The organism is Campylobacter hyointestinalis subsp. hyointestinalis, from assembly GCF_013372145.1.
GTDB classification, from domain to species: domain Bacteria; phylum Campylobacterota; class Campylobacteria; order Campylobacterales; family Campylobacteraceae; genus Campylobacter; species Campylobacter hyointestinalis.
The window spans coordinates 1,630,359-1,649,039 of record NZ_CP053827.1; the positions used below are offsets into that span (position 1 = coordinate 1,630,359).

At 34.2% G+C, this 18,681-nt stretch carries 20 protein-coding genes and 1 tRNA gene; 8 read left to right on the top strand and 13 right to left on the bottom strand.

From position 1 onward, the window contains the following. Positions 1–19: 19 nt before the first annotated feature. Together clpP and tig are read right to left on the bottom strand one after the other, a co-directional pair. A complete protein-coding gene (gene clpP, locus CHHT_RS08370; protein ID WP_034961762.1) occupies positions 20–610 on the bottom strand; it encodes an ATP-dependent Clp endopeptidase proteolytic subunit ClpP in 591 nt (196 codons plus the stop codon). Next, positions 610–1,914, bottom strand: coding sequence for a trigger factor (tig, locus tag CHHT_RS08375; RefSeq protein WP_034961760.1), 1,305 nt, complete (start codon positions 1,912–1,914; stop codon positions 610–612). The genes clpP and tig overlap by 1 nt, the downstream gene beginning before the upstream one ends. Before the next feature lie 144 nt (positions 1,915–2,058). Between tig and folE the strand changes: the two genes are divergently transcribed. Together folE and fliI are read left to right on the top strand one after the other, a co-directional pair. Next, on the top strand, positions 2,059–2,646 hold the full coding sequence (gene folE / locus CHHT_RS08380) for a GTP cyclohydrolase I FolE (protein ID WP_034961758.1): 588 nt from the start codon (positions 2,059–2,061) through the stop codon (positions 2,644–2,646). Continuing rightward, the gene (fliI, locus tag CHHT_RS08385; RefSeq protein ID WP_034961756.1) at positions 2,643–3,947 is read left to right on the top strand and encodes a flagellar protein export ATPase FliI; all 1,305 of its coding nucleotides are present in this window, start codon (positions 2,643–2,645) and stop codon (positions 3,945–3,947) included. The genes folE and fliI overlap by 4 nt, the downstream gene beginning before the upstream one ends. On the opposite strand, the gene CHHT_RS08390 is transcribed toward fliI, so the two are convergent. Genes CHHT_RS08390 through CHHT_RS08400 form a run of 3 tightly spaced genes read right to left on the bottom strand, consistent with a single transcriptional unit; the run spans position 3,944 to position 6,871 of the window. After that, complete coding sequence (locus tag CHHT_RS08390) at positions 3,944–4,720, bottom strand: HNH endonuclease (protein ID WP_034961753.1); 777 nt, start codon at positions 4,718–4,720, stop codon at positions 3,944–3,946. The genes fliI and CHHT_RS08390 overlap by 4 nt on opposite strands. After that, on the bottom strand, positions 4,710–5,429 hold the full coding sequence (locus CHHT_RS08395; protein WP_034961750.1) for an OmpA/MotB family protein: 720 nt from the start codon (positions 5,427–5,429) through the stop codon (positions 4,710–4,712). The genes CHHT_RS08390 and CHHT_RS08395 overlap by 11 nt, the downstream gene beginning before the upstream one ends. Further along, positions 5,429–6,871, bottom strand: a complete 1,443-nt coding sequence (locus CHHT_RS08400) for a preprotein translocase subunit SecA (RefSeq protein ID WP_034961747.1) — start codon at positions 6,869–6,871, stop codon at positions 5,429–5,431. The genes CHHT_RS08395 and CHHT_RS08400 overlap by 1 nt, the downstream gene beginning before the upstream one ends. A gap of 258 nt (positions 6,872–7,129) precedes the next feature. Between CHHT_RS08400 and CHHT_RS08405 the strand changes: the two genes are divergently transcribed. From CHHT_RS08405 to CHHT_RS08420, 4 genes are all read left to right on the top strand, one after another. After that, positions 7,130–8,320: a NifS family cysteine desulfurase gene (locus tag CHHT_RS08405; protein WP_034961745.1), complete on the top strand. Its 1,191-nt coding sequence runs from the start codon at positions 7,130–7,132 to the stop codon at positions 8,318–8,320. Between the two features lie 21 nt (positions 8,321–8,341). Beyond that, positions 8,342–9,343 carry an iron-sulfur cluster assembly scaffold protein NifU gene (locus CHHT_RS08410; RefSeq protein WP_034961742.1) on the top strand — a complete coding sequence of 334 codons (1,002 nt, stop codon included), beginning with the start codon at positions 8,342–8,344 and terminating at the stop codon, positions 9,341–9,343. Further along, a complete protein-coding gene (locus CHHT_RS08415) occupies positions 9,340–9,735 on the top strand; it encodes a hypothetical protein (RefSeq protein ID WP_034961740.1) in 396 nt (131 codons plus the stop codon). Before CHHT_RS08410 ends, CHHT_RS08415 begins: the two co-directional genes overlap by 4 nt. Before the next feature lie 71 nt (positions 9,736–9,806). Further along, positions 9,807–10,364 (top strand): bacteriohemerythrin, encoded by a 558-nt coding sequence (locus CHHT_RS08420; protein ID WP_034961738.1) that lies wholly within the window; start codon positions 9,807–9,809, stop codon positions 10,362–10,364. 293 nt (positions 10,365–10,657) lie between these two features. Here the strand turns inward: CHHT_RS08420 and infC are convergent, their stop codons facing one another. Continuing rightward, the gene (gene infC / locus CHHT_RS08425) at positions 10,658–11,176 is read right to left on the bottom strand and encodes a translation initiation factor IF-3 (RefSeq protein WP_034961736.1); all 519 of its coding nucleotides are present in this window, start codon (positions 11,174–11,176) and stop codon (positions 10,658–10,660) included. Further along, positions 11,173–12,993: a threonine--tRNA ligase gene (thrS, locus tag CHHT_RS08430; protein WP_104064106.1), complete on the bottom strand. Its 1,821-nt coding sequence runs from the start codon at positions 12,991–12,993 to the stop codon at positions 11,173–11,175. The genes infC and thrS overlap by 4 nt, the downstream gene beginning before the upstream one ends. Positions 12,994–13,256: 263 nt before the next feature. Here thrS and CHHT_RS08435 point away from each other — a divergent pair, with 263 nt between their 5' ends. Both CHHT_RS08435 and CHHT_RS08440 read left to right on the top strand, forming a co-directional pair. Beyond that, a complete protein-coding gene (locus tag CHHT_RS08435) occupies positions 13,257–13,421 on the top strand; it encodes a hypothetical protein (protein ID WP_167540854.1) in 165 nt (54 codons plus the stop codon). Positions 13,422–13,430: 9 nt separating this feature from the next. Further along, entirely contained in the window at positions 13,431–14,936 is a 1,506-nt protein-coding gene (locus tag CHHT_RS08440) for a disulfide bond formation protein B (protein ID WP_034961730.1), read from the top strand. Here CHHT_RS08440 and CHHT_RS08445 read toward each other — a convergent pair. The 6 genes from CHHT_RS08445 to glmM form a co-directional block, all read right to left on the bottom strand. Then, entirely contained in the window at positions 14,933–15,778 is an 846-nt protein-coding gene (locus CHHT_RS08445) for an alpha/beta hydrolase (RefSeq protein WP_034961728.1), read from the bottom strand. The genes CHHT_RS08440 and CHHT_RS08445 overlap by 4 nt on opposite strands. Before the next feature lie 52 nt (positions 15,779–15,830). Continuing rightward, a tRNA-Val gene (locus tag CHHT_RS08450) sits at positions 15,831–15,906 on the bottom strand. 52 nt (positions 15,907–15,958) lie between these two features. Beyond that, positions 15,959–16,405: a protoporphyrinogen oxidase HemJ gene (hemJ, locus tag CHHT_RS08455; protein ID WP_034961727.1), complete on the bottom strand. Its 447-nt coding sequence runs from the start codon at positions 16,403–16,405 to the stop codon at positions 15,959–15,961. 61 nt (positions 16,406–16,466) lie between these two features. Continuing rightward, the gene (locus CHHT_RS08460) at positions 16,467–16,829 is read right to left on the bottom strand and encodes an NINE protein (protein ID WP_034961725.1); all 363 of its coding nucleotides are present in this window, start codon (positions 16,827–16,829) and stop codon (positions 16,467–16,469) included. Then, entirely contained in the window at positions 16,829–17,272 is a 444-nt protein-coding gene (gene lspA / locus CHHT_RS08465; RefSeq protein WP_034961724.1) for a signal peptidase II, read from the bottom strand. Before lspA ends, CHHT_RS08460 begins: the two co-directional genes overlap by 1 nt. Then, positions 17,265–18,605 (bottom strand): phosphoglucosamine mutase, encoded by a 1,341-nt coding sequence (gene glmM / locus CHHT_RS08470; RefSeq protein WP_034961723.1) that lies wholly within the window; start codon positions 18,603–18,605, stop codon positions 17,265–17,267. Before glmM ends, lspA begins: the two co-directional genes overlap by 8 nt. Between the last annotated feature and the right edge of the window lie 76 nt (positions 18,606–18,681).

An 18,681-nucleotide genomic window follows, 5' to 3' on the forward strand; every position in this document is an offset into this window, starting at 1 on the left:
AAGCCCCTCTTAATCTTGCTTATTTAAAGCTCTTTTCTAGCACTTTATCTATAAGTCCGTACTCCGCAGCCTCGCGCGCACTCATAAAGAAATCCCTATCCGTATCTTTTGCTATTTTTGATAGCTTTTGACCTGTATTATTTGCTAAAATCGTATTCAAATTCTCTTTTAAACGCAAAATTTCTTTTGCTTGGATCTCTATATCAGTAGCTTGTCCTCTAGCACCACCTAAAGGTTGATGTATCATGATACGAGAATTTGGTAGGGCGTATCTCTTGCCTTTTGTTCCGCAACTAAGTAAAAATGCACCCATGCTAGCGGCTTGTCCTATACAAATAGTGCAAACATCTGGTTTTATGTAATTCATAGTATCAAATATACTATATCCACTAGTCACTACGCCACCAGGACTGTTAATATACAAGTATATATCTTTGTCTGGATCTTCTGCTTCTAAAAATAGCATTTGAGCGACGATAGCACTTGCCATAGCGTCTTCTATCTCTCCGCTAAGCATAATGATACGATCTTTTAAAAGGCGAGAATATATGTCGTAACTTCTCTCGCCTTTGCTGGTTTTTTCGACTACATACGGGATATAGTAGCTCATTACTCTTTATCCTCTTTGGCATCTTTTTTAAATAGATTATTGAAGAGCTTCTCTTCTATCATAGCCATTTTTATAGCCGGCAATATACCTTGTTTTTTATAATCATCAAGATGTTTTTTAGGATCTATTCCATATCTATATGCTTCAAAATATACGGCTTGAACGAGCTCAGCATCGCTTACTGTTATTCCTTTAAATTTAGCAAGCTCATCAATGATAAAAGTAAGCTTCACACTTTTTTCAGCTTCATTTCTATAAGTTTCGCGTTGTTTTAAGGCTTCTTCTTTATCGGTACTAAATTTCTTTTTTTCATCTTCGCTGAAGTTGCCCCATGCGTTTCTAAATTGCATATCTATCTCTTGTTCTACTATATTTTTTGGTAGATCAAAGACAAATTTAGCCACAGCAGCTTCTGCAAATTTAGATTTTAGCTCATCATTAATAAGTTTTTGCATTTTATCGGCTCTTAGTTGTTCTTTAAGACGCTCTTCAAATTTTTCTACGCTTACGCTTTCTTCATTCGGCATTAATTTTTTAAGTGTTTCTTCATCAAGCTTACCTACTTTTTTACCATGAATTTCATGTAGTTTTACTTTAAAAACAGCAGGTTTTCCTGCTAAGTGAGCTGCACCATAAGCATCTGGGAAATTTACATTTATATCTTTTTCTTCACCGACTTTTAGCCCTATCATACCATCTTCAAATCCCGGAATAAATTGATTTGAACCGATCTCTAGCACATAACCTTCAGCTTTACCACCCTCAAATGCTTCGCCATCTACAAAACCTTCAAAGTCAAATTTAGCAAAGTCGCCTTTTTCTAAAATTTCTTTTTCTATCTTTTCTACTGGCGCCATCATAGTTAGAAATTCATTTGTTTTTTCTTCGATCTCTTTTTTAGTTATTCTTGGAGTAGAAAACTCAGGAATGATACTTTCAAATCCGTTTATATCAACTTCTGGTTTAAATGAAATCTCAAGCTCAACGTCGATATTTCCGTCTTTTTCATCGAATTTTAAAACCATAGGCTCGCCTATGACTGCATCAACTTTTTTATCTACTATCTTTAAACTTTCAGTGATAATATCTCTAAAAAGATCATTTTTTGCATCATTTTCAAGATCTTTTCTGTATCTTTTTAGCACCTGTGATGTTGGAACTTTACCTTTTCTAAAACCATCTATTTTTATATTTTTAGCAGCTTTTTTAGCTAAATTTTCAACTTTAGCATTTAGCTCATCTGCTTTTATTTGAGTACTTGCAGTAGCATTTGCCGGGTTTAAAAGTTTTGCTTTAACTTCCATTATTTTCCTTTACATTATAAAAAAATTAGCAAACAATATACCAAATTTTTGCTTTATTTAAGTATAAATTATTATAAATCAATGAATTTATAACTATAAAAGTCAAAATATTATAAAATTACAAAAAATTTATTGAGGTAGTTTATGTTTGACCAAAATAGAAGAGCCGAATTTGAAAAATGTATTCGCACAATGCTTGAGATAATGGGCGAAAATCCAGACAGAGAGGGACTTTTAGACACTCCAAAAAGAGTCGCAAAAGCGTATGAGTTTATCACTAGCGGTTACTCCTTAAATCCAAAAGATGTGCTAAACGACGCTCTTTTTGATAGTAGCAATAACGAAATGGTACTTATAAAAGATATCGAATTCTACAGCCTTTGTGAACATCATTTGTTGCCTATCATAGGGCGCGCTCACGTAGCTTATATACCAAACGGAAAAGTTGTTGGACTATCAAAGATCCCACGTATGGTAAATATCTACGCAAGAAGACTGCAAATTCAAGAACAAATGACCGAACAAATAGCCGTCGCACTACAAGAAGCTATAAATCCAAAAGGCGTAGGCGTAGTCGTTGAAGCAAGACATATGTGCGTAGAAATGAGAGGAGTACAAAAGATAAACTCTATTACTACAACTTCGGCTTTAAGAGGAATTTTCATCAAATCGGCCGAAACTAGAAAAGAATTTTTCGACCTTATAAACTCACCAAAATCGGTAAAATTTTGAACCTAGAAAAGATCAAAGATAAGCTTGGTAAAAATCTAAATTTATCAAGTATTTTCGGAACTATCAAAAAAATATCATCAAATAATATAGAAGTTACTGGGCTTCGTGCTAGCATAGGCGATATAGTTCGTATCCTTAGCAACGATAATGCCAAAGAGAGCCTTGGAATGGTCACTCAAATTCACTCAAGCGGAGCGATAGTAAGTCCGTTTGGCTTTGTAGAGGGATTTAAGATAAACGATAAGGTATATGCAAGCGATCAAGGTATGAATATACCTGTTGGAGAAGCACTTTTAGGTAGAGTTGTTGATCCTTTTATGAATCCAAAAGATTCTAAAGGAGAGATAAGCTTTAGCTCATATGTTCCTATCATGCAAGCTCCTATAGATGCCATGAAAAGAGGACTTATAAACGAGCCTTTTAGCGTCGGTATAAAAACGATAGATGGGCTACTTACTTGCGGAAAAGGACAAAAATTAGGAATTTTTGCAGGAAGCGGCGTGGGAAAATCAACTCTTATGGGAATGATAGTCAAAAACTCATCAGCACCTATAAAAGTGGTCGCTTTAATAGGTGAAAGAGGACGTGAAGTACCGGAATTTATAGAAAAAAATTTAAACGGAAATTTAAACGATACCGTGATCATAGTCGCTACTAGCGATGATAGTCCGCTTATGAGAAAATACGGTGCATTTTGCGCTATGAGCGTAGCTGAATACTTTAAATCAAGCGGAAGAGATGTACTTTTTATAATGGATAGTGTGACTCGTTTTGCTATGGCTCAACGCGAAATAGGACTTGCCTTAGGAGAGCCGCCGACTTCAAAAGGCTATCCGCCAAGTGTTCTTACTTTGCTTCCTCAGCTTATGGAAAGAGCAGGAAAAGAAGAGGGGAAAGGTAGCATAACAGCGTTTTTTACAGTTTTAGTGGAGGGCGACGATATGAGCGATCCTATCGCCGATCAAAGCAGATCGATTTTGGATGGGCATATCGTACTTAGTCGTGAGCTTACCGACTTTGGTATTTATCCACCGATAAATATCTTAAATTCGGCAAGTCGCGTGATGGGAGACGTCATCAGCAAAGAGCATAAAGAGAATGCTGCCAAATTTAAAAGACTATTTTCTATGCTAAAAGAGAATGAAGTATTGATCCGTATAGGAGCGTACCAAAAAGGATCGGACAAAGAGCTTGATCAGGCTATTTCTAAAAAAGGATTTATGGAAGAATTTATGAAACAAAGCCCGGAGGCTCAATTTAAATTTGAAGACACGATTAAACTGTTACAAAATATAAACTAACTGTATAAATATTTCATATGTTCATGCATTGGCTCCATTGAATGACATTCTCTGCATAACACTATCAAATTTTCATCCCGATTATCATTCTTTTGTCCATTCTTATGATGTACATCTAACATACCCTTATTATTATAAAAATTCTTATGGCATTTTTGACATATAAATCCAACTTGAGTCCTTTTTTTTAAACTTATTATACTCCAATCATCTGCATAAACATTAGTTTTAGCCGTTTTATCATCTTCATGCCCATTACCAAATTCGTAGTCTTTGGGATAACGCTCAAAAAAACGTTTAATATACATATTTTTATCTCTGCCAAGAATATTTGTTCCTATTTTATTTAGGCAATATTTACATAACTCTAACTTTTCTTGTGATAATTGAACATCATTACCTGTAATTTTTTTAATATCAAACAACCCATTATCTCTAGAGGCAATAACATATCTCCCTTTTCTATTAGCACTTACCATCTCTTGATACTTTTGACAGTTGATCAAATGATATTTTGGTAGGTTAAAATCATTATGATACATAGAGACATCTCTTATATGTAATATAACCCTCCTTCCATGATAAATAAATGTATCATCATTAGCTATTTCAAGCTCAGATAAATTCTCTAATTCTATTCCGCCATTTTCTAATGCTTCTATCATTTTGGCTCTAGTATCATTATGCTCAAATTTGAACTCTAAATCTAATAAATTTGCACCTATTTTTTTTCTAAGATTTACCAAATTTTCTATTATTAGCTCAACGTTCATTTTGCTCTATTATCCTTGAAACTTTATTTTCAATATTTGTTCTAACCCTAAATTCAACCCTTTGAGACAGCAAAAAATCCTCTTTAAGCCCTGATTTTGCTACTTGATTTCCATTAGAATCCAAAGGCATTGATGAACTAAATCCAATGGCTCTAAAATGCTTTCTTAGAAAATCTTTTTCTATATCGTTTGCATTTACTAGCAAATATTCTAGCACACTTCTAGATCGATCGCTAGAAAGTTTCATATTTTTAAAATAGGCTTTTTGCTTATCTTCTCCTGTCCAAATGGAGCTTGTGTGACCCTCTATACGAATTTCTTCAATGTTATCTTTAAATTCATCAGACATTATAATTTTTAAGTATCTAGGGAAAAAGTCGTTTAAAATATCAGTAAATTTGACACTTAAGTCACTGGAGCCTGTTTTAAATAATACATCTGGTTGAGAAAAACGTATAGTTAAATCTTTATCTATTACTGCACCCCATGATTTTAAATCATCTTGAAATTCTTTATTTAATTTTTGGCTTAATCCTTGAGATACTTCTTTAAATATTTTTGGTATTTTTACACTATCTTCAACCTTAATCATATATATTACTGACATAAGCAAAAAAATTAACATTAATGCCGTCATAATATCACTTAAAGCAATCCAATAATCACTATCATCTCTATGATGTTTTACAAAAATATTATTATTTTTCATTATTGATGCCTGTTTAAGCTTTCTATCATGCTTCTAAGCCTTCCTGGAATGGAATTATAGTCAGAGGCAATTTTTTCAGATATTGAGGCAAGATTATTGCTAATATTTCTCAATGCATTTTCGAGCTCTTTGTCCAAAATATCAACTTGAGATTTTATACTTTGACTCGCTTGATTTAATGAAGCTATGAGTTGCTCATTAAGCCTATTATTATATTTTGATAGTTCTGTATTAAAGCTACTCATGTATTCAGAAAGTCTATCATTCATTATTTTATTATTAGAAATAATATCATTTGATACATTGTCACTAAATGATTTTATAATATCTCGTGTATCGCTTAACATATCATTTGAATTTTTTACAAAAGTATCAGAAATATTTTTTGTTTGTATTGTAATATTTGATATATTATCCATTGCATTTTTTTGAAATGTACTTATAGCATCATTAATCTGTGGCAATGCTGTACTATTTGCCTGTATAAAATCACCTAAACTTAATATATTTTTATATAGCATATCTCTTTGAATTGATATATTTTCTACTAATTCAAATACTTTTGCAGCTTCTTCAGTAAAATGTTTAGAAGCCAATATAACTTTTTGATAATCATCTATTTGTTTTGATACAGTATTATTAACTTTGTCAAATTCAATAGTTGTAGCCTCAAGTGAAGATTGAGTATTTTCAAACGCATTTTGGGTTTGTTCTAAAATTAACTTATAATTATCTTGCCATATAACAAGTTTTTCTACAGCCATATTTAGCTCTTTAAAATTTTCTCCAAATTGTTCAGTTAGCTTTTCATTAAAATCACGTATAACTCCATTAAGGGCTTCTATTAGTGCTTTAGAATTATTTTCACTCATCTCTTTTGCAAATGTTTCAAATTTAGTTATAAGTCTACTAAAATTGTCTCCTGTGTCAGTACGTAAATTTTTAATTTGACCAATCAAGGATGAACTTTCATCTCCAGTTATTGAGGCATTTATCTTATCTAAAGATATAGATATTTGCTTTTGGATATTCAAATTTGTTTCTTGATTTTTTAGCAAACTAACCGGATCAAATTCAATACTGCTAGTGGATTGTTTTGAGCTAATACCATATACAAGCTCAATAATTTTTAATATAATAGCACTAGTAACACCAGCTAAAGAAACTAAAAATGCCGTTTTAATACCATTAATCAAATCCGGCAAACTTCTTTCAATATCATTCGCATCAAAACGCATAAGCCCATGTGCAATTCCAAAAAATGTAAAAGCAATGCCGATTGTAATAAGCAGACTAGAAGATTGTGGATGTACTTTTTTTGGCTTCCAAGAAGCATATATGAAATATATCATAAAAAATACTATAGCCAATATTCCTACTGCAATATGACCGTGTAAATTAGATATAAAATATTGATAAAAGTCGGTAGAAGTTTCATTCATACAATATCTCCAAAAAAAATGTCGTATTATATATACAAAAATATATTAAATGGCTTAATTGAATATGTTAATCTAATTTAATTTTTTAAATTTTATTTATTTTTAAAATATTATATATAAAGTCAGCACAGTCTTTTTATAAGTTAATAAGAGAATTTTAAAGTAAAATTTATAAAGATTGTTATATCATTCAAGAATTAAAAAGATAAAGTTTATCCTAATTAAATTTTTTAGGATATAGCCAACGAAAGGTTAAATTTGAAAGTATATTTAGACAATAACGCAACCACTATGCTTGATCCTGAAGCTTTTGAGCTTATGTTACCGTTTTTGCAAGAAAACTTTGGAAATCCAAACTCACTTCACGCTTACGGTAGCCAAACGCACCCTGCTTTGCGTACTGCTATGGACCAACTATATGCTGGTATAAATGCGAAAGATAACGATGATATTATCGTTACTAGCTGTGCTACTGAGAGCAATAACTGGGTTTTAAAAGGCATTTATTTTGACAAGATTTTTACGGGTGAAAAAAAACGTATAGTCACTACCACAGTCGAACACCCAGCTATCGGAGCAACTTGTACGTTTTTAGAAAGTCTTGGTGTAGAAGTTACAAGGATAGATGTCAATGAAGAAGGTGTCATTACGCCAGAGGATCTTAGGCGCGTGATGGGCGATGACGTGGCACTTGTCACAATAATGTGGGCAAATAACGAAACAGGAATGATATTTCCTATAAAAGAGCTTGCTAAAGTATCTCACGAATACGGAGCGCTTTTTCATACCGACGCCGTTCAAGCTATGGGTAAAATTCCAGTAAACGCCCAGGACGTAGATGTGGATTTTCTAAGCTTCTCGGCGCATAAATTTCACGGTCCAAAAGGCGTAGGTGGACTATTTATAAAAGACAGCATGAAGCTTACTAGTTTGCTTCACGGCGGAGAGCATATGGGAGGCAGAAGAAGCGGTACGCTAAACGTAGCTGGGATAGTAGCTATGGGAAAAGCACTAGAAAATGCTAATAAATTCTTAAACTACGAAGATGCTCATGTAAGAAGACTAAGAGACAAACTAGAAGATGCTTTGCTTGAACTTCCAGAAGTTACTGTTATAGGCAAAAAAGAACATAGAGTGCCAAATACTATTTTAGCTTCTATAAAAGGCGTAGAAGGAGAAGCTATGCTTTGGGATCTAAATCAAGCAGGTATAGCAGCTAGTACTGGCTCGGCTTGTGCAAGCGAAGATCTAGAAAGCAACCCGATAATGGAAGCCATAGGCGCAGATAGTGAGCTAGCTCATACCGCACTTAGACTCTCTCTATCTAGATTTAACACTGAAGAAGAGATAGACTATGCTATAGAAAAGATAAAAGCAGCTACTAAAAGACTAAGAAGTATCTCAAGTAGTTATGCTTACGCTCCAAAATGGCATAAATCTGGATTATAAAATAAAACTATAGGAATAAAAATGGCTAAAGGAAACTTAATAAGCGGAAATATATGGGACGAGTACTCACAAAAAGTACAAGACGCTATGAATCACCCAAAAAACATGGGCGAAATCACAGAAGAAGAAGCTAAAGCTATGGGCTGTAAGCTCATCATTGCAGACCACGGCGCTGAGAGTTGCGGAGATGCGGTCAGACTTTACTGGGCTGTCGAAGAAGGCACCGATATCATCAAAGAAGCTAAATTTAAAAGCTTTGGATGTGGAACAGCAATAGCAAGTAGCGACTATATGGCTGAGCTTTGCAAAGGTAAAACCGTAGATGAAGCAGTCAAAATCACAAATATAGATGTAGAAAAATCTATGCGTGATACTCCTGATATACCAGCTGTTCCACCACAAAAAATGCACTGCTCGGTTATGGCTTATGATGTTATAAAAGCAGCTGCGGCTAGCTATAAAGGTGTAGATCCAGAGCATTTTGAAGATGAGATCATAGTATGTGAATGTGCTAGAGTAAGTCTTGGTACGATAAAAGAAGTAATTCGTTTAAATGACTTAAAAACAGTAGAAGAGATAACTAGGTACACAAAGGCAGGGGCTTTTTGTAAAAGCTGTATCAAACCAGGCGGTCATGAAAAAAGAGAGTATTATCTAGTCGATATCTTAGCAGAAACTAGAGCCGAAATGGAAGCTGAAAGACTAAAAGCCGTAGCTGACGCAAAAATAAGCGGAAGCGGACTTGATAGCGATCTAAGCTTTGAAGAGCTAACTATCGTAAAACAACTAAAAGCCGTAGAAGCAGTAATAGATGAAAATATACGCCCTATGCTTGTGATGGACGGTGGAAATCTTGAGATATTGGATATCAAAAAAGACGAAGAGAGCGGTAAAATAGACATTTACATTAGATATCTTGGTGCTTGTAGTGGTTGTGCGAGTGGAGCTGGCGGTACGCTTTATGCGATAGAAACAGTACTTCAAGAAAATCTCAGCCCAAATATCAGAGTACTTCCTGTTTGATAAGTGCTAAATTTAAAAAAGGAAACTACTATATAGGCGCCTTAAAATACATACTAAGCTATAAAAGTCTATGTGAAATAAAATTCGGCTTTGGTAAAGTTAATGGCGCCTATGAATATGCGAATTTTAATGTCGGAGTTCATGATGACGGGCTAGAAGACAGTGATAAATTTAGATACTGCATAGATGATGAAACCTTAGGAATCATAAGCTCAGATATCATAGATGAAGAGCTTTTGAGCGAACGTATTTTAACACTAAGAAATTCTGTACTTGCAAATAAATTTACTAGCTTCTCGCTTGCTAGAGTTGTCAAATTTAAAAATGACTTTATAGTAAGCTTTGATGAAAAAACTATCACGATTGCTAATTTAAATATAAAATTCAGATAAAATAGACACAAACTCACATAGAATTTAGTATAATACATATAGTGCGAATTTTTTTGTGAGGGAGCGGTATTATGATTCCTATATGGGATGCGAAGTATAGCATTAACAATGACGAGATAGACGCGCAACATCAAAAATTGTTCGAATTAGCAAGAAAAGCTTATATATATGCGAACAAAAATATCTCAAAAGACGATATGAAGGGCATTATAGGCGAATTCTTTGAGTATATGAAAGAACATTTTAGCAAAGAAGAGCTATATATGGAGCAAATAGACTATCCAAGACTAGAAGAACACTCCAAGATCCATAAAGACATTATAAATAGTATGTCAAATTTGATACGCACTACAAAAAATATCAATGAGATGAAAGAAAATTTAGTCGTAATAGCTGAAAAATGGCTACTTGAACACATACTTCAAAATGATGTCAAAATAGAGGAATGGAGACGTTTAAAAGTCCTAAATCTACAAAAAGATCCGAAAAAAGATGAGATAAAGTACAAATACGTCTGCGGCTGCCAAAATAAAATACACAATATATCCAAAACCGTACATGATAGAATACTACAAGGCAAGAAATATTCATGTACTATATGCAACCAACTTATAAAAATAAAAGACTGACAATCATAAATACTTAAGATCAATTATTTATTGAAAGTGCTATTTATAAACTCTAAGATAAGTGGATCCCAAAAATAACTTTGAAAAAAGATAAAATCTACTAAAGTTTACTTGATTTTGTTTATGGTTTAAATTTATATCTTTAAAAACGTTATAGTATGAATTTACAACTCAACTTTTAAATTTAAAACAGATAAAATAAATTTAATATCATTCTAGCTTGATAAACGTGAATTATCGAATATGGATAAGTATGAAATGGCGACCGAGTACCGGCCGACCAGATCTAAAAACTAACCTTTTTTAGGGGTTACTAGCATATTTACGTAGCGACCCTCTAAAATAGGAGCTTTGTCACGTTCCGCAAAATCTTTTACTAATTCCCAAATTTTTTCAAGCATTACTACACCGACTTCTGGGGTAGCCATTTCACGTCCTTTTAGGAAAACTCTAAATTTAACGTGTTTGCCCTCTTCGAGAAATTCTTGTGCGTGTTTGATTTTATAGTTTATATCGTTTTGGGCTATTTTTACAGAGAGTTTTATCTCTTTTACTTCGATAACTTTTTGTTTTTTCTTGGCTTCTTTTTGTTTTTTCTCTTGCTGATAACGGAATTTACCGTAGTCCATTATCTTACAAACCGGTGGTTTAGCATCAGGAGCGATAAGGACTAGATCTAGCCCCATACGTCCAGCTATTCCTAAAGCCTCATCACGGCTGATCACACCATAAACAGTGCCATCATCGCCCACACATCTTATCTGCTCTGCACGAATCTCTTCGTTTAGGTACACGTCTTTTTCTTTGCTCAAAAATTCACCTCATTTAGTTTAGTTTTGACAAGACTTAGGAATTCATCTAAGCTCAAGTCTTTTTGTTCTCTAGCGCGTCTATCACGAAGCGCTACACCTCTATTTGCGACCTCATTATCTCCAAGTACGATTATCATCGGTACTCTTTGTTTTTCTGCTGTTCTTATTTTTTTATTTAACGTTTCATTTTTACTTGAAATTTCACTATCTACACCTAGTTCCAAAAGCTCTTGATAAATTTCTTTTGCATATTTCAAATGGTCATCTCCGATAGGGATAATGACGACTTGAGTCGGCGCTATCCAAAATGGAAGCTCACCGGCAGTATGCTCAAGCAAGATCCCTATAAATCTCTCAAAACTACCTAAGATAGCTCGGTGAAGCATAACTGGTTGCTTTTTCTCGTTATTTTCATCCACGTAGCTAAGCTCAAATCTCTTTGGCAAGTTAAAATCGACTTGCACTGTTCCGCATTGCCATTTACGTTTTAATGCGTCAGTTATCTTAATATCTATCTTTGGCCCGTAAAATGCACCGCCACCCTCGTCTATGCCGTATTTCAGCCCTTTTTCATCAAGAGCGTCTTTAAGTGCTTTTGTTGCTATTTCCCAAATTTCATCGTCTCCGACCGCCTTTGCCGGTTTTGTTGAAATTTCCATCTCATAAGTAAAACCAAACGCACCCATCAAAGTATCGACAAAACTTAGAATTTCATAAACATTTTCTTTTATCTGGCTTGGCATACAAAATAAATGTGCGTCATCTTGAGTAAATTCACGAACTCTAAAAAGACCGTGTAAAACACCACTTTTTTCATGTCTATGAACTACGCCGTATTCAAAAAATTTAAGCGGTAAGTCGCGGTAACTACGAATTTCACTTTGATACACTTTGATGTGTCCCACACAGTTCATCGGCTTTATACCGTATTCTTGCTCGTCGATTACAGTAAAATACATATTTTCTTTGTAATTCGCGTAGTGACCACTTATCTTCCAAGCGTCGCTTTTGAGTATTTCAGGACCGCGAACAGGCTCATAGCCACGAAGTCTATGAGTGCGATAAAGCTTGTGCTCCAAGCGACTTCTAAGTCTTGCGCCATTTGGTAGCCATATAGGAAGTCCCACGCCTATATCATCATCAAAAGTGAAAAACTTCATCTCAGCGCCAAGCTTTCTGTGATCGCGTTTTTTGGCTTCTTCAATGATACGAATATGCTCTTTTAAACTCTCTTTATCAGCGTAAGCAGTTCCGTAAATTCTAGTTAGCATTTCGCGATTCTCATCTCCGCCAAGGTATGCTCCAGCTATCCTTGTAAGCTTGAAAAATCTAGTAAAAATCGTATTTGGTACGTGAGGTCCACGGCAAATATCTTCAAAATTTCCTTGAGAGTACAAACTCACGACGCCATCTGGAATTCGTTTTAAGACTTCTTGTTTTAGATCGTCGCTTGCGTATTTTGCTGCTACTTCTGATTTTGTAGAGTTAAATTTAACTATATCTATTTTAGCAAGTGCGAGCTCTTTCATCTTTTTTTCGATCTCTTCAAGATCACTTTCGCCTAGTTTTTCGCCGTCATTTTTGCTAACTCTCATATCATAATAAAATCCGTCTTCTATCGAAGGACCTACGAAAAACTTTGCATTTGGATACAGCTCTTTTATCGCAGCTGCCATCAAGTGAGCACAGGAGTGCCTTATAACATCTAACGCTTCTTTTGAATTATCAAATAATATCTCTTCGCCACCGTTTCCACCGTAGCTTTGGGTATCAACTATTTCTCCATTTACTTTGTATGCAATTACATCGCTCATTATATTCCTCTTTTCTACCGATTATTCTTTCATACAACGAAAGAACAAAATACTTGATTTTACCTTATTGTATTTTAACTTAAACTTAATCTATAACGTAAAAACCGTAAAAAAAATTACTTAAATTTATATTTATTTTATAAGATGAGTGTGTTCTGCTATAAAAATCTCAAAATTTGAAAAATACAAAATTAATTGAATTTATTATTTCTTAATCCTTAAAATTATATTATTTTATATTTAAAATATATCTCAAAGGAGACAATATGGAATTTTTAGGCTTAATACTCGCTTTTATAGCAGTATTTTTAATCTATAAAAAGCCGCAAAAAGAAAAATTGGCTTTTGGAATATTCGTATTTGCGTGGGCTATGGCTGCTTTAATGTATGTGTGCCATACTTCAAGCATATTACCGAATATAAATTTATAAGGAGCAAAAATGCAAAAAGCTAAAACTTTTTATTTGCTACTTTCGCTTGCCGCCATTTTAATAATCGCGCTTCCAGTCGGCATAGCAAATTTCATATTCGGATATGTTTTTGGAGATTCTCCTTGCACGCTTTGTTGGGGACAACGCCAAAGCATGATATATATAGGCGTTACGGCTCTATTTTTACTTAGATACGGCTTTAAACCAAAGTATTTAGCTATGATGCTTATCATCACCGCAATTGGACTTTGGGAAAGCTTTTATCATCTTGGAAACCACGGACTTGAAGACGTAGGTCAAGGATTTGGCTTGGCTATCTTTGGACTTCATACGCAATTTTGGGCTGAAGTCGTATTTTGGGCGGTGATAGTTTTCCTTGGCGTTATATTTTTCTTTGCACCGTGCGTACAAGGCTTTTTAGACGAGATGAACGGCGAGAAATTTAGAAAACTCACAACTGCAAATATCGTAGCATTTTGGGTATTTTTCATCGTTGTAGCTTCAAACATAGTTCAAGCTTTTGTTTCCACTGGACCTCCTCCGTTTTGGGGACAAGGCGATCCAGTAAGATATAGCTGGGATCCAAAATACACTATTTGGAGCAGCGAGGGTTGGAACGATATGAGAGCTCCTACTAATTTTTTAGGCAAAAGAGATGTAAATTTTCCAGATCTTGGACTTAGTCCTACAAAAGACTTTGAGTTTAACAACGACTATAAAAACTCGCCTTTAAATATAGAAAAAGAGCTAAAATTCGATGGCTTCAAAGAGATATCTTTAAATTTAAATTCTCCTATAAGCGACCTAAATTATAAAGATGGCAAAATGCTCATCGCCACTGAAGAATACGGGCTTTATATCACGGATAAAAACCTGGATAAGATAAGCTCTCATCTAGTACTCGATAAGTATTTTTCAGCTACAGTCGAGAGATTTGCCGGAGTAAATTTGATAGGTGATAACATACGCATAATGGGTATAAACAAAACAAGCGTAGATGTAAAAGAAAATGAAAACGCCGATGAAGTCGCGAATTTTCGTTATTTCTTAGAAGGTGCTGATAAATTTGAAGAGCTTGGACGCGATCGTCTAAAAACTAGCCGCGCTAAAAACTTCTATATCCTAAGCGCAAGAAGCGACGATAAATACACATATATGCTTACCGTACCTAACAACAAATATAAAAATCTCTACGTAGTAGAGCAACTAAATTCCGACAAAGGGTTAGCTGCTGAGTGGGCACCAGATCTAGACTCAAATCTTAGTTTAAAAAATGGCAGAAGCATAAACGAGCTATATATTTCGGCACTTGCTTTAAATGATGGAAAACTTTACGCTGCTAGTAAAGCTTATAATACTCTAATAGTCATAGACCCGAAAGAAAAATCCATAATAGACGTTTATGGATTGCCAAAGGAACTTTCTAACATAAGAGCTATGACTTTTGTAAATGATAAACTTTTAGTCGTAGATTATAAAGATAATAAAAATATAATTTACTCTTTTAGTTTTTAATTATTCAAGATGCCTTTTTTGGCATCTTGATCTAAAACCTCATCTATCATTAAAGACATCGCTTTTGGTATCACGCTACCGTGAGTTTTATTTTCAAACATTTTAAATTTGACCTCGCAACCACTTTGTAAGCCTATCCGATCGGCTAAATTCTTTGCATTTATAGTATGAGTTTTGCCTCTTTGTCTTTCTAAGCTACCAATCGTGATGTAAATTTCAGGGCAACTTTTTAAAGTGATATTTTGCGGTAAAAAAGAACCATCGCCCCACCATAAAGACGGCGAAGCAATGAAATAATAATGAAACGTATTGCTTGACTTAAGCAAAGCATTTAATGCAAATAACGCTCCAAAAGAATGGCCAAAAATAGCGCGTTTTGGAGAACTTACGTTATAACTTTTTTCTATAGAAGGTATGATGCTAGTTTTTACAAATTCCAAAAATATGTCTGCATTTCCGCCTTTACTAAACTCTTCTTTGGTTACTTTTGGCGTGTAATCCTTAGTCCTTTTTAAAGTATCAAAAGCCAAATCGCTATCATATCCTATAGCAACGATCAATAAATTTGAAGCTTTATCTATAAAACTATCTGCATATAAATTTAAAAGAGTAGGAAAAAACGCATTGCCATCAAGAGTATATATGACTGTTAATTCGCTTGTTTGACGCTTAGTTTTTGCGGTAAAAACCTTATATCTTGTACTGTTATTTTCAAAATAAAACGGACTATGTATTTCAAAAATCTCATACGCTTTACTGCTGATCTTTGGTATTTCATTTGATGGTTTTGCAAGTAAATTTATACACAAAAAAGCGCCAAGCAACAACATAAAAGTTTTCATGCGAGCAACCTTGATAAAAAAGGGTAATTTATAAAGATAAAACTAGAATAAATGGTGGCTCTAACTGGACTCGAACCAGTGACCCCCACCATGTCAAGGTGATGCTCTACCAACTGAGCTATAGAACCAAAGGTGAATATTATACAATCTTATCACTTAAATTTGGGTAAAAACCCAAATTTAAATCAAATTCGCCTTTACTATCATAGCATATATGATGATAAACATAATTATAGTAGGCACTTCATTGTACATTCTAAAGAATTTGCCACTTTTTTTACAGCGATTTTCTTTAAATTGTTTTAGATAGCATCCTAAACTAAAATGATAAGCTATCAAAACAACAACACAAAGTAGTTTGATATGAAAATATCCAGCTTTCATAAGCTCAGGCTTAGCAAATATAAGTATAGCAAGTCCGCTAAGAAGCGTAACTCCCATAGCTATCCAGCCTATACCATTATAAAGTTTGCTTTCTTGTATTTTTACAACATCAGTAAAACCGTTGTTTTGTATATGTTCAGCGTGATAAACAAAAAGTCTTGGCTGATAAAAAAGCATAGCCATCCATGATATGAAAGCTGCGTAATGCAACCATTTAATCCACAAATAAGTCTCAAAACTCATTTTTGTAACTCCTCAATAAAATTTTTCGTTAGTATAACATACAAATTTAAATTACTCTAGACTAGTCCAAAATAGACGCTTTTCGCCTTTCAAACTCATCTTTACTTATCGCACCGCTTTGGTATAAATCATATAGTTTCTCTATATTTTTAAGATTTTGAGTCTGGCTAAGGGATCTTTCAAGATTGTTTATATCATTTACTTCATAAACCATTTTAGAAGTTAAAAATATATCTACTAGCCACCAAATTCCCCAAATGGCAAGAAAAAAATAACCCACTAAAAATATAGCTGTGAAACTTCCGACCCAAAAAAGTAAAAGCTGTAAAATTCCGCTCAAAAATTTACCGCAATAAATTCTATGAGCACCAAAACCGCCTAAGAAAAACCAAAGCGCATACGCTATATAGATATTTCTAGTCACTATTTTTTCCTATATAAAAAACTTTGTATCAAAATGATAACTATAGCTAGATCGATCATCATATCTGCGAAGTTAAATACGGCAAAATTAAACCATTTATGCCAAAATATATAATCCACAACTCCGCCATGAACGAAACGATCAAGTATATTTGAGCAGCCGCCGCCAAGCAAAAGGCCAAACGCGGTGCTATGAGATCTCAAAAGCTCTTTTTGACCAAAAAGATAGCCTAAAAGAACGGCGATAAGAGCTAGTTGGATATATTTTAAATTTTCACCCAAAAACGAAAACATAGAAAAAGCAACGCCTTTATTATAGACCAAAATCAGATCTATAAATTCACTTTTATATCTAAACCCGTTTAAAAATATCCATTTTATGATCTGATCAGCAGCAAAAACAGCAGCAAAATACGATAGAAATTTAAAAACCACTCTACTCATTTAATGCTTTTGTAAAGAATTTTTCCACTTCGGACATTTTTTTAGTTACCAACGCCTCATCACGTCCTTCAAGCAAAAGTCTTATAACGTTTTCTGTACCAGAATATCTAAATAGTGTTCTTATTCCTATTTTTTTGAGTTCATCTTCGAGTTCTTTAAGACCTTTGATACTATCAAGAGACTTTTTATCTGCTACTTTTAAATTTAAAAGCTTTTGTGGATATGGTTTTATAACGCCAAATATCTCACTGGCTTTTTTGCTTTTTGCAAGTAAACAAGCACTAACTTGAAGTGCTGAAACAAGTCCGTCGCCGGTCTTTGAAAAATCACTAAATATAATATGACCACTTTGTTCACCACCGAAATTTATACCGTTTTCTTTCATCATCTCAAGAACGAATTTATCACCCACGTTTGAGCGAAGTAGTTTGATCTTATGTTTTGCTAGATAGTCATCAAGCGCAGCATTGCTCATCACAGTAGCTACTATCTCTTTTTTATCAAGCATCTTATTTTCATCAAGATAAGTCGCTAAAATACCAAGTAGAGCGTCGCCATCAACGACTCTGCCGTTTTCATCGACGACTACGAGTCTATCGGCATCTCCATCAAAAGCAAAACCGATATCTGCTCTTAAATGTTTAACTTCTTTAGCCAAATTCTCAGGATGTAAAGCACCACAATTTAAATTTATATTTCCGCCGTTTGGCTCATCATTTAGCACTATTATCTCAGCGCCTAGCTCGCTAAATACTGTAGGAGCGACTTTATAAACAGCGCCGTTTGCCACGTCCAAAACAACTCGTAAACCTTTTAAGGTAAGCTTAGCTGGAAATGAGTTTTTGATATGAACTATGTATCTGCCGATCACATCATCGATCCTTTTTGACTGACCGATCTCAAGTCCTGTTTTTTGGTTTGCATTTATCATTTCATCATTATAAAATATATCTTCTATCGCTTTTTCAGCCTCAACATTTAGTTTGTTTCCAAAACTATCAAAAAATTTGATACCGTTATCATCAAACGGATTGTGACTCGCACTTATCATTATGCCAGCATCGCATCTCATATCTTCGGTTAAAAACGCTATTGCAGGAGTCGGCATAGGACCTATTTGTATCACGTTATATCCTACAGCAGTTAGTCCAGCGACGATAGAAGTTTCTATCATATAGCCACTTTTTCTAGTATCTTTTCCGACTAATATCTTATTTGTAATTGAGTTTTTACGAAAATAAATTCCAGCAGCCATAGCTAGACGCATCGCAGTCATCGCGTTTAGCTTTTCTCCGGCTCTGCCTCTAACTCCATCGGTTCCAAAAAGCTTCATAATTTTGCCTTCTTTTGATTTAAATGTTAAAATTTAAAACGCATTTTAGCAAAAAGATTATTAAATTTGATACATA

What these genes read in the sequence shown, in the direction of transcription:
- clpP (WP_034961762.1), bottom strand. Translation starts at nt 610, where the DNA reads ATGAGCTACTATATCCCGTATGTAGTCGAAAAAACCAGCAAAGGCGAG.
- tig (WP_034961760.1), bottom strand. Translation starts at nt 1,914, where the DNA reads ATGGAAGTTAAAGCAAAACTTTTAAACCCGGCAAATGCTACTGCAAGT.
- folE (WP_034961758.1), top strand. Translation starts at nt 2,059, where the DNA reads ATGTTTGACCAAAATAGAAGAGCCGAATTTGAAAAATGTATTCGCACA.
- CHHT_RS08390 (WP_034961753.1), bottom strand. Translation starts at nt 4,720, where the DNA reads ATGAACGTTGAGCTAATAATAGAAAATTTGGTAAATCTTAGAAAAAAA.
- CHHT_RS08395 (WP_034961750.1), bottom strand. Translation starts at nt 5,429, where the DNA reads ATGAAAAATAATAATATTTTTGTAAAACATCATAGAGATGATAGTGAT.
- CHHT_RS08400 (WP_034961747.1), bottom strand. Translation starts at nt 6,871, where the DNA reads ATGAATGAAACTTCTACCGACTTTTATCAATATTTTATATCTAATTTA.
- CHHT_RS08410 (WP_034961742.1), top strand. Translation starts at nt 8,342, where the DNA reads ATGGCTAAAGGAAACTTAATAAGCGGAAATATATGGGACGAGTACTCA.
- CHHT_RS08420 (WP_034961738.1), top strand. Translation starts at nt 9,807, where the DNA reads ATGATTCCTATATGGGATGCGAAGTATAGCATTAACAATGACGAGATA.
- CHHT_RS08435 (WP_167540854.1), top strand. Translation starts at nt 13,257, where the DNA reads ATGGAATTTTTAGGCTTAATACTCGCTTTTATAGCAGTATTTTTAATC.
- CHHT_RS08440 (WP_034961730.1), top strand. Translation starts at nt 13,431, where the DNA reads ATGCAAAAAGCTAAAACTTTTTATTTGCTACTTTCGCTTGCCGCCATT.
- CHHT_RS08445 (WP_034961728.1), bottom strand. Translation starts at nt 15,778, where the DNA reads ATGAAAACTTTTATGTTGTTGCTTGGCGCTTTTTTGTGTATAAATTTA.
- hemJ (WP_034961727.1), bottom strand. Translation starts at nt 16,405, where the DNA reads ATGAGTTTTGAGACTTATTTGTGGATTAAATGGTTGCATTACGCAGCT.
- lspA (WP_034961724.1), bottom strand. Translation starts at nt 17,272, where the DNA reads ATGAGTAGAGTGGTTTTTAAATTTCTATCGTATTTTGCTGCTGTTTTT.
- glmM (WP_034961723.1), bottom strand. Translation starts at nt 18,605, where the DNA reads ATGAAGCTTTTTGGAACCGATGGAGTTAGAGGCAGAGCCGGAGAAAAG.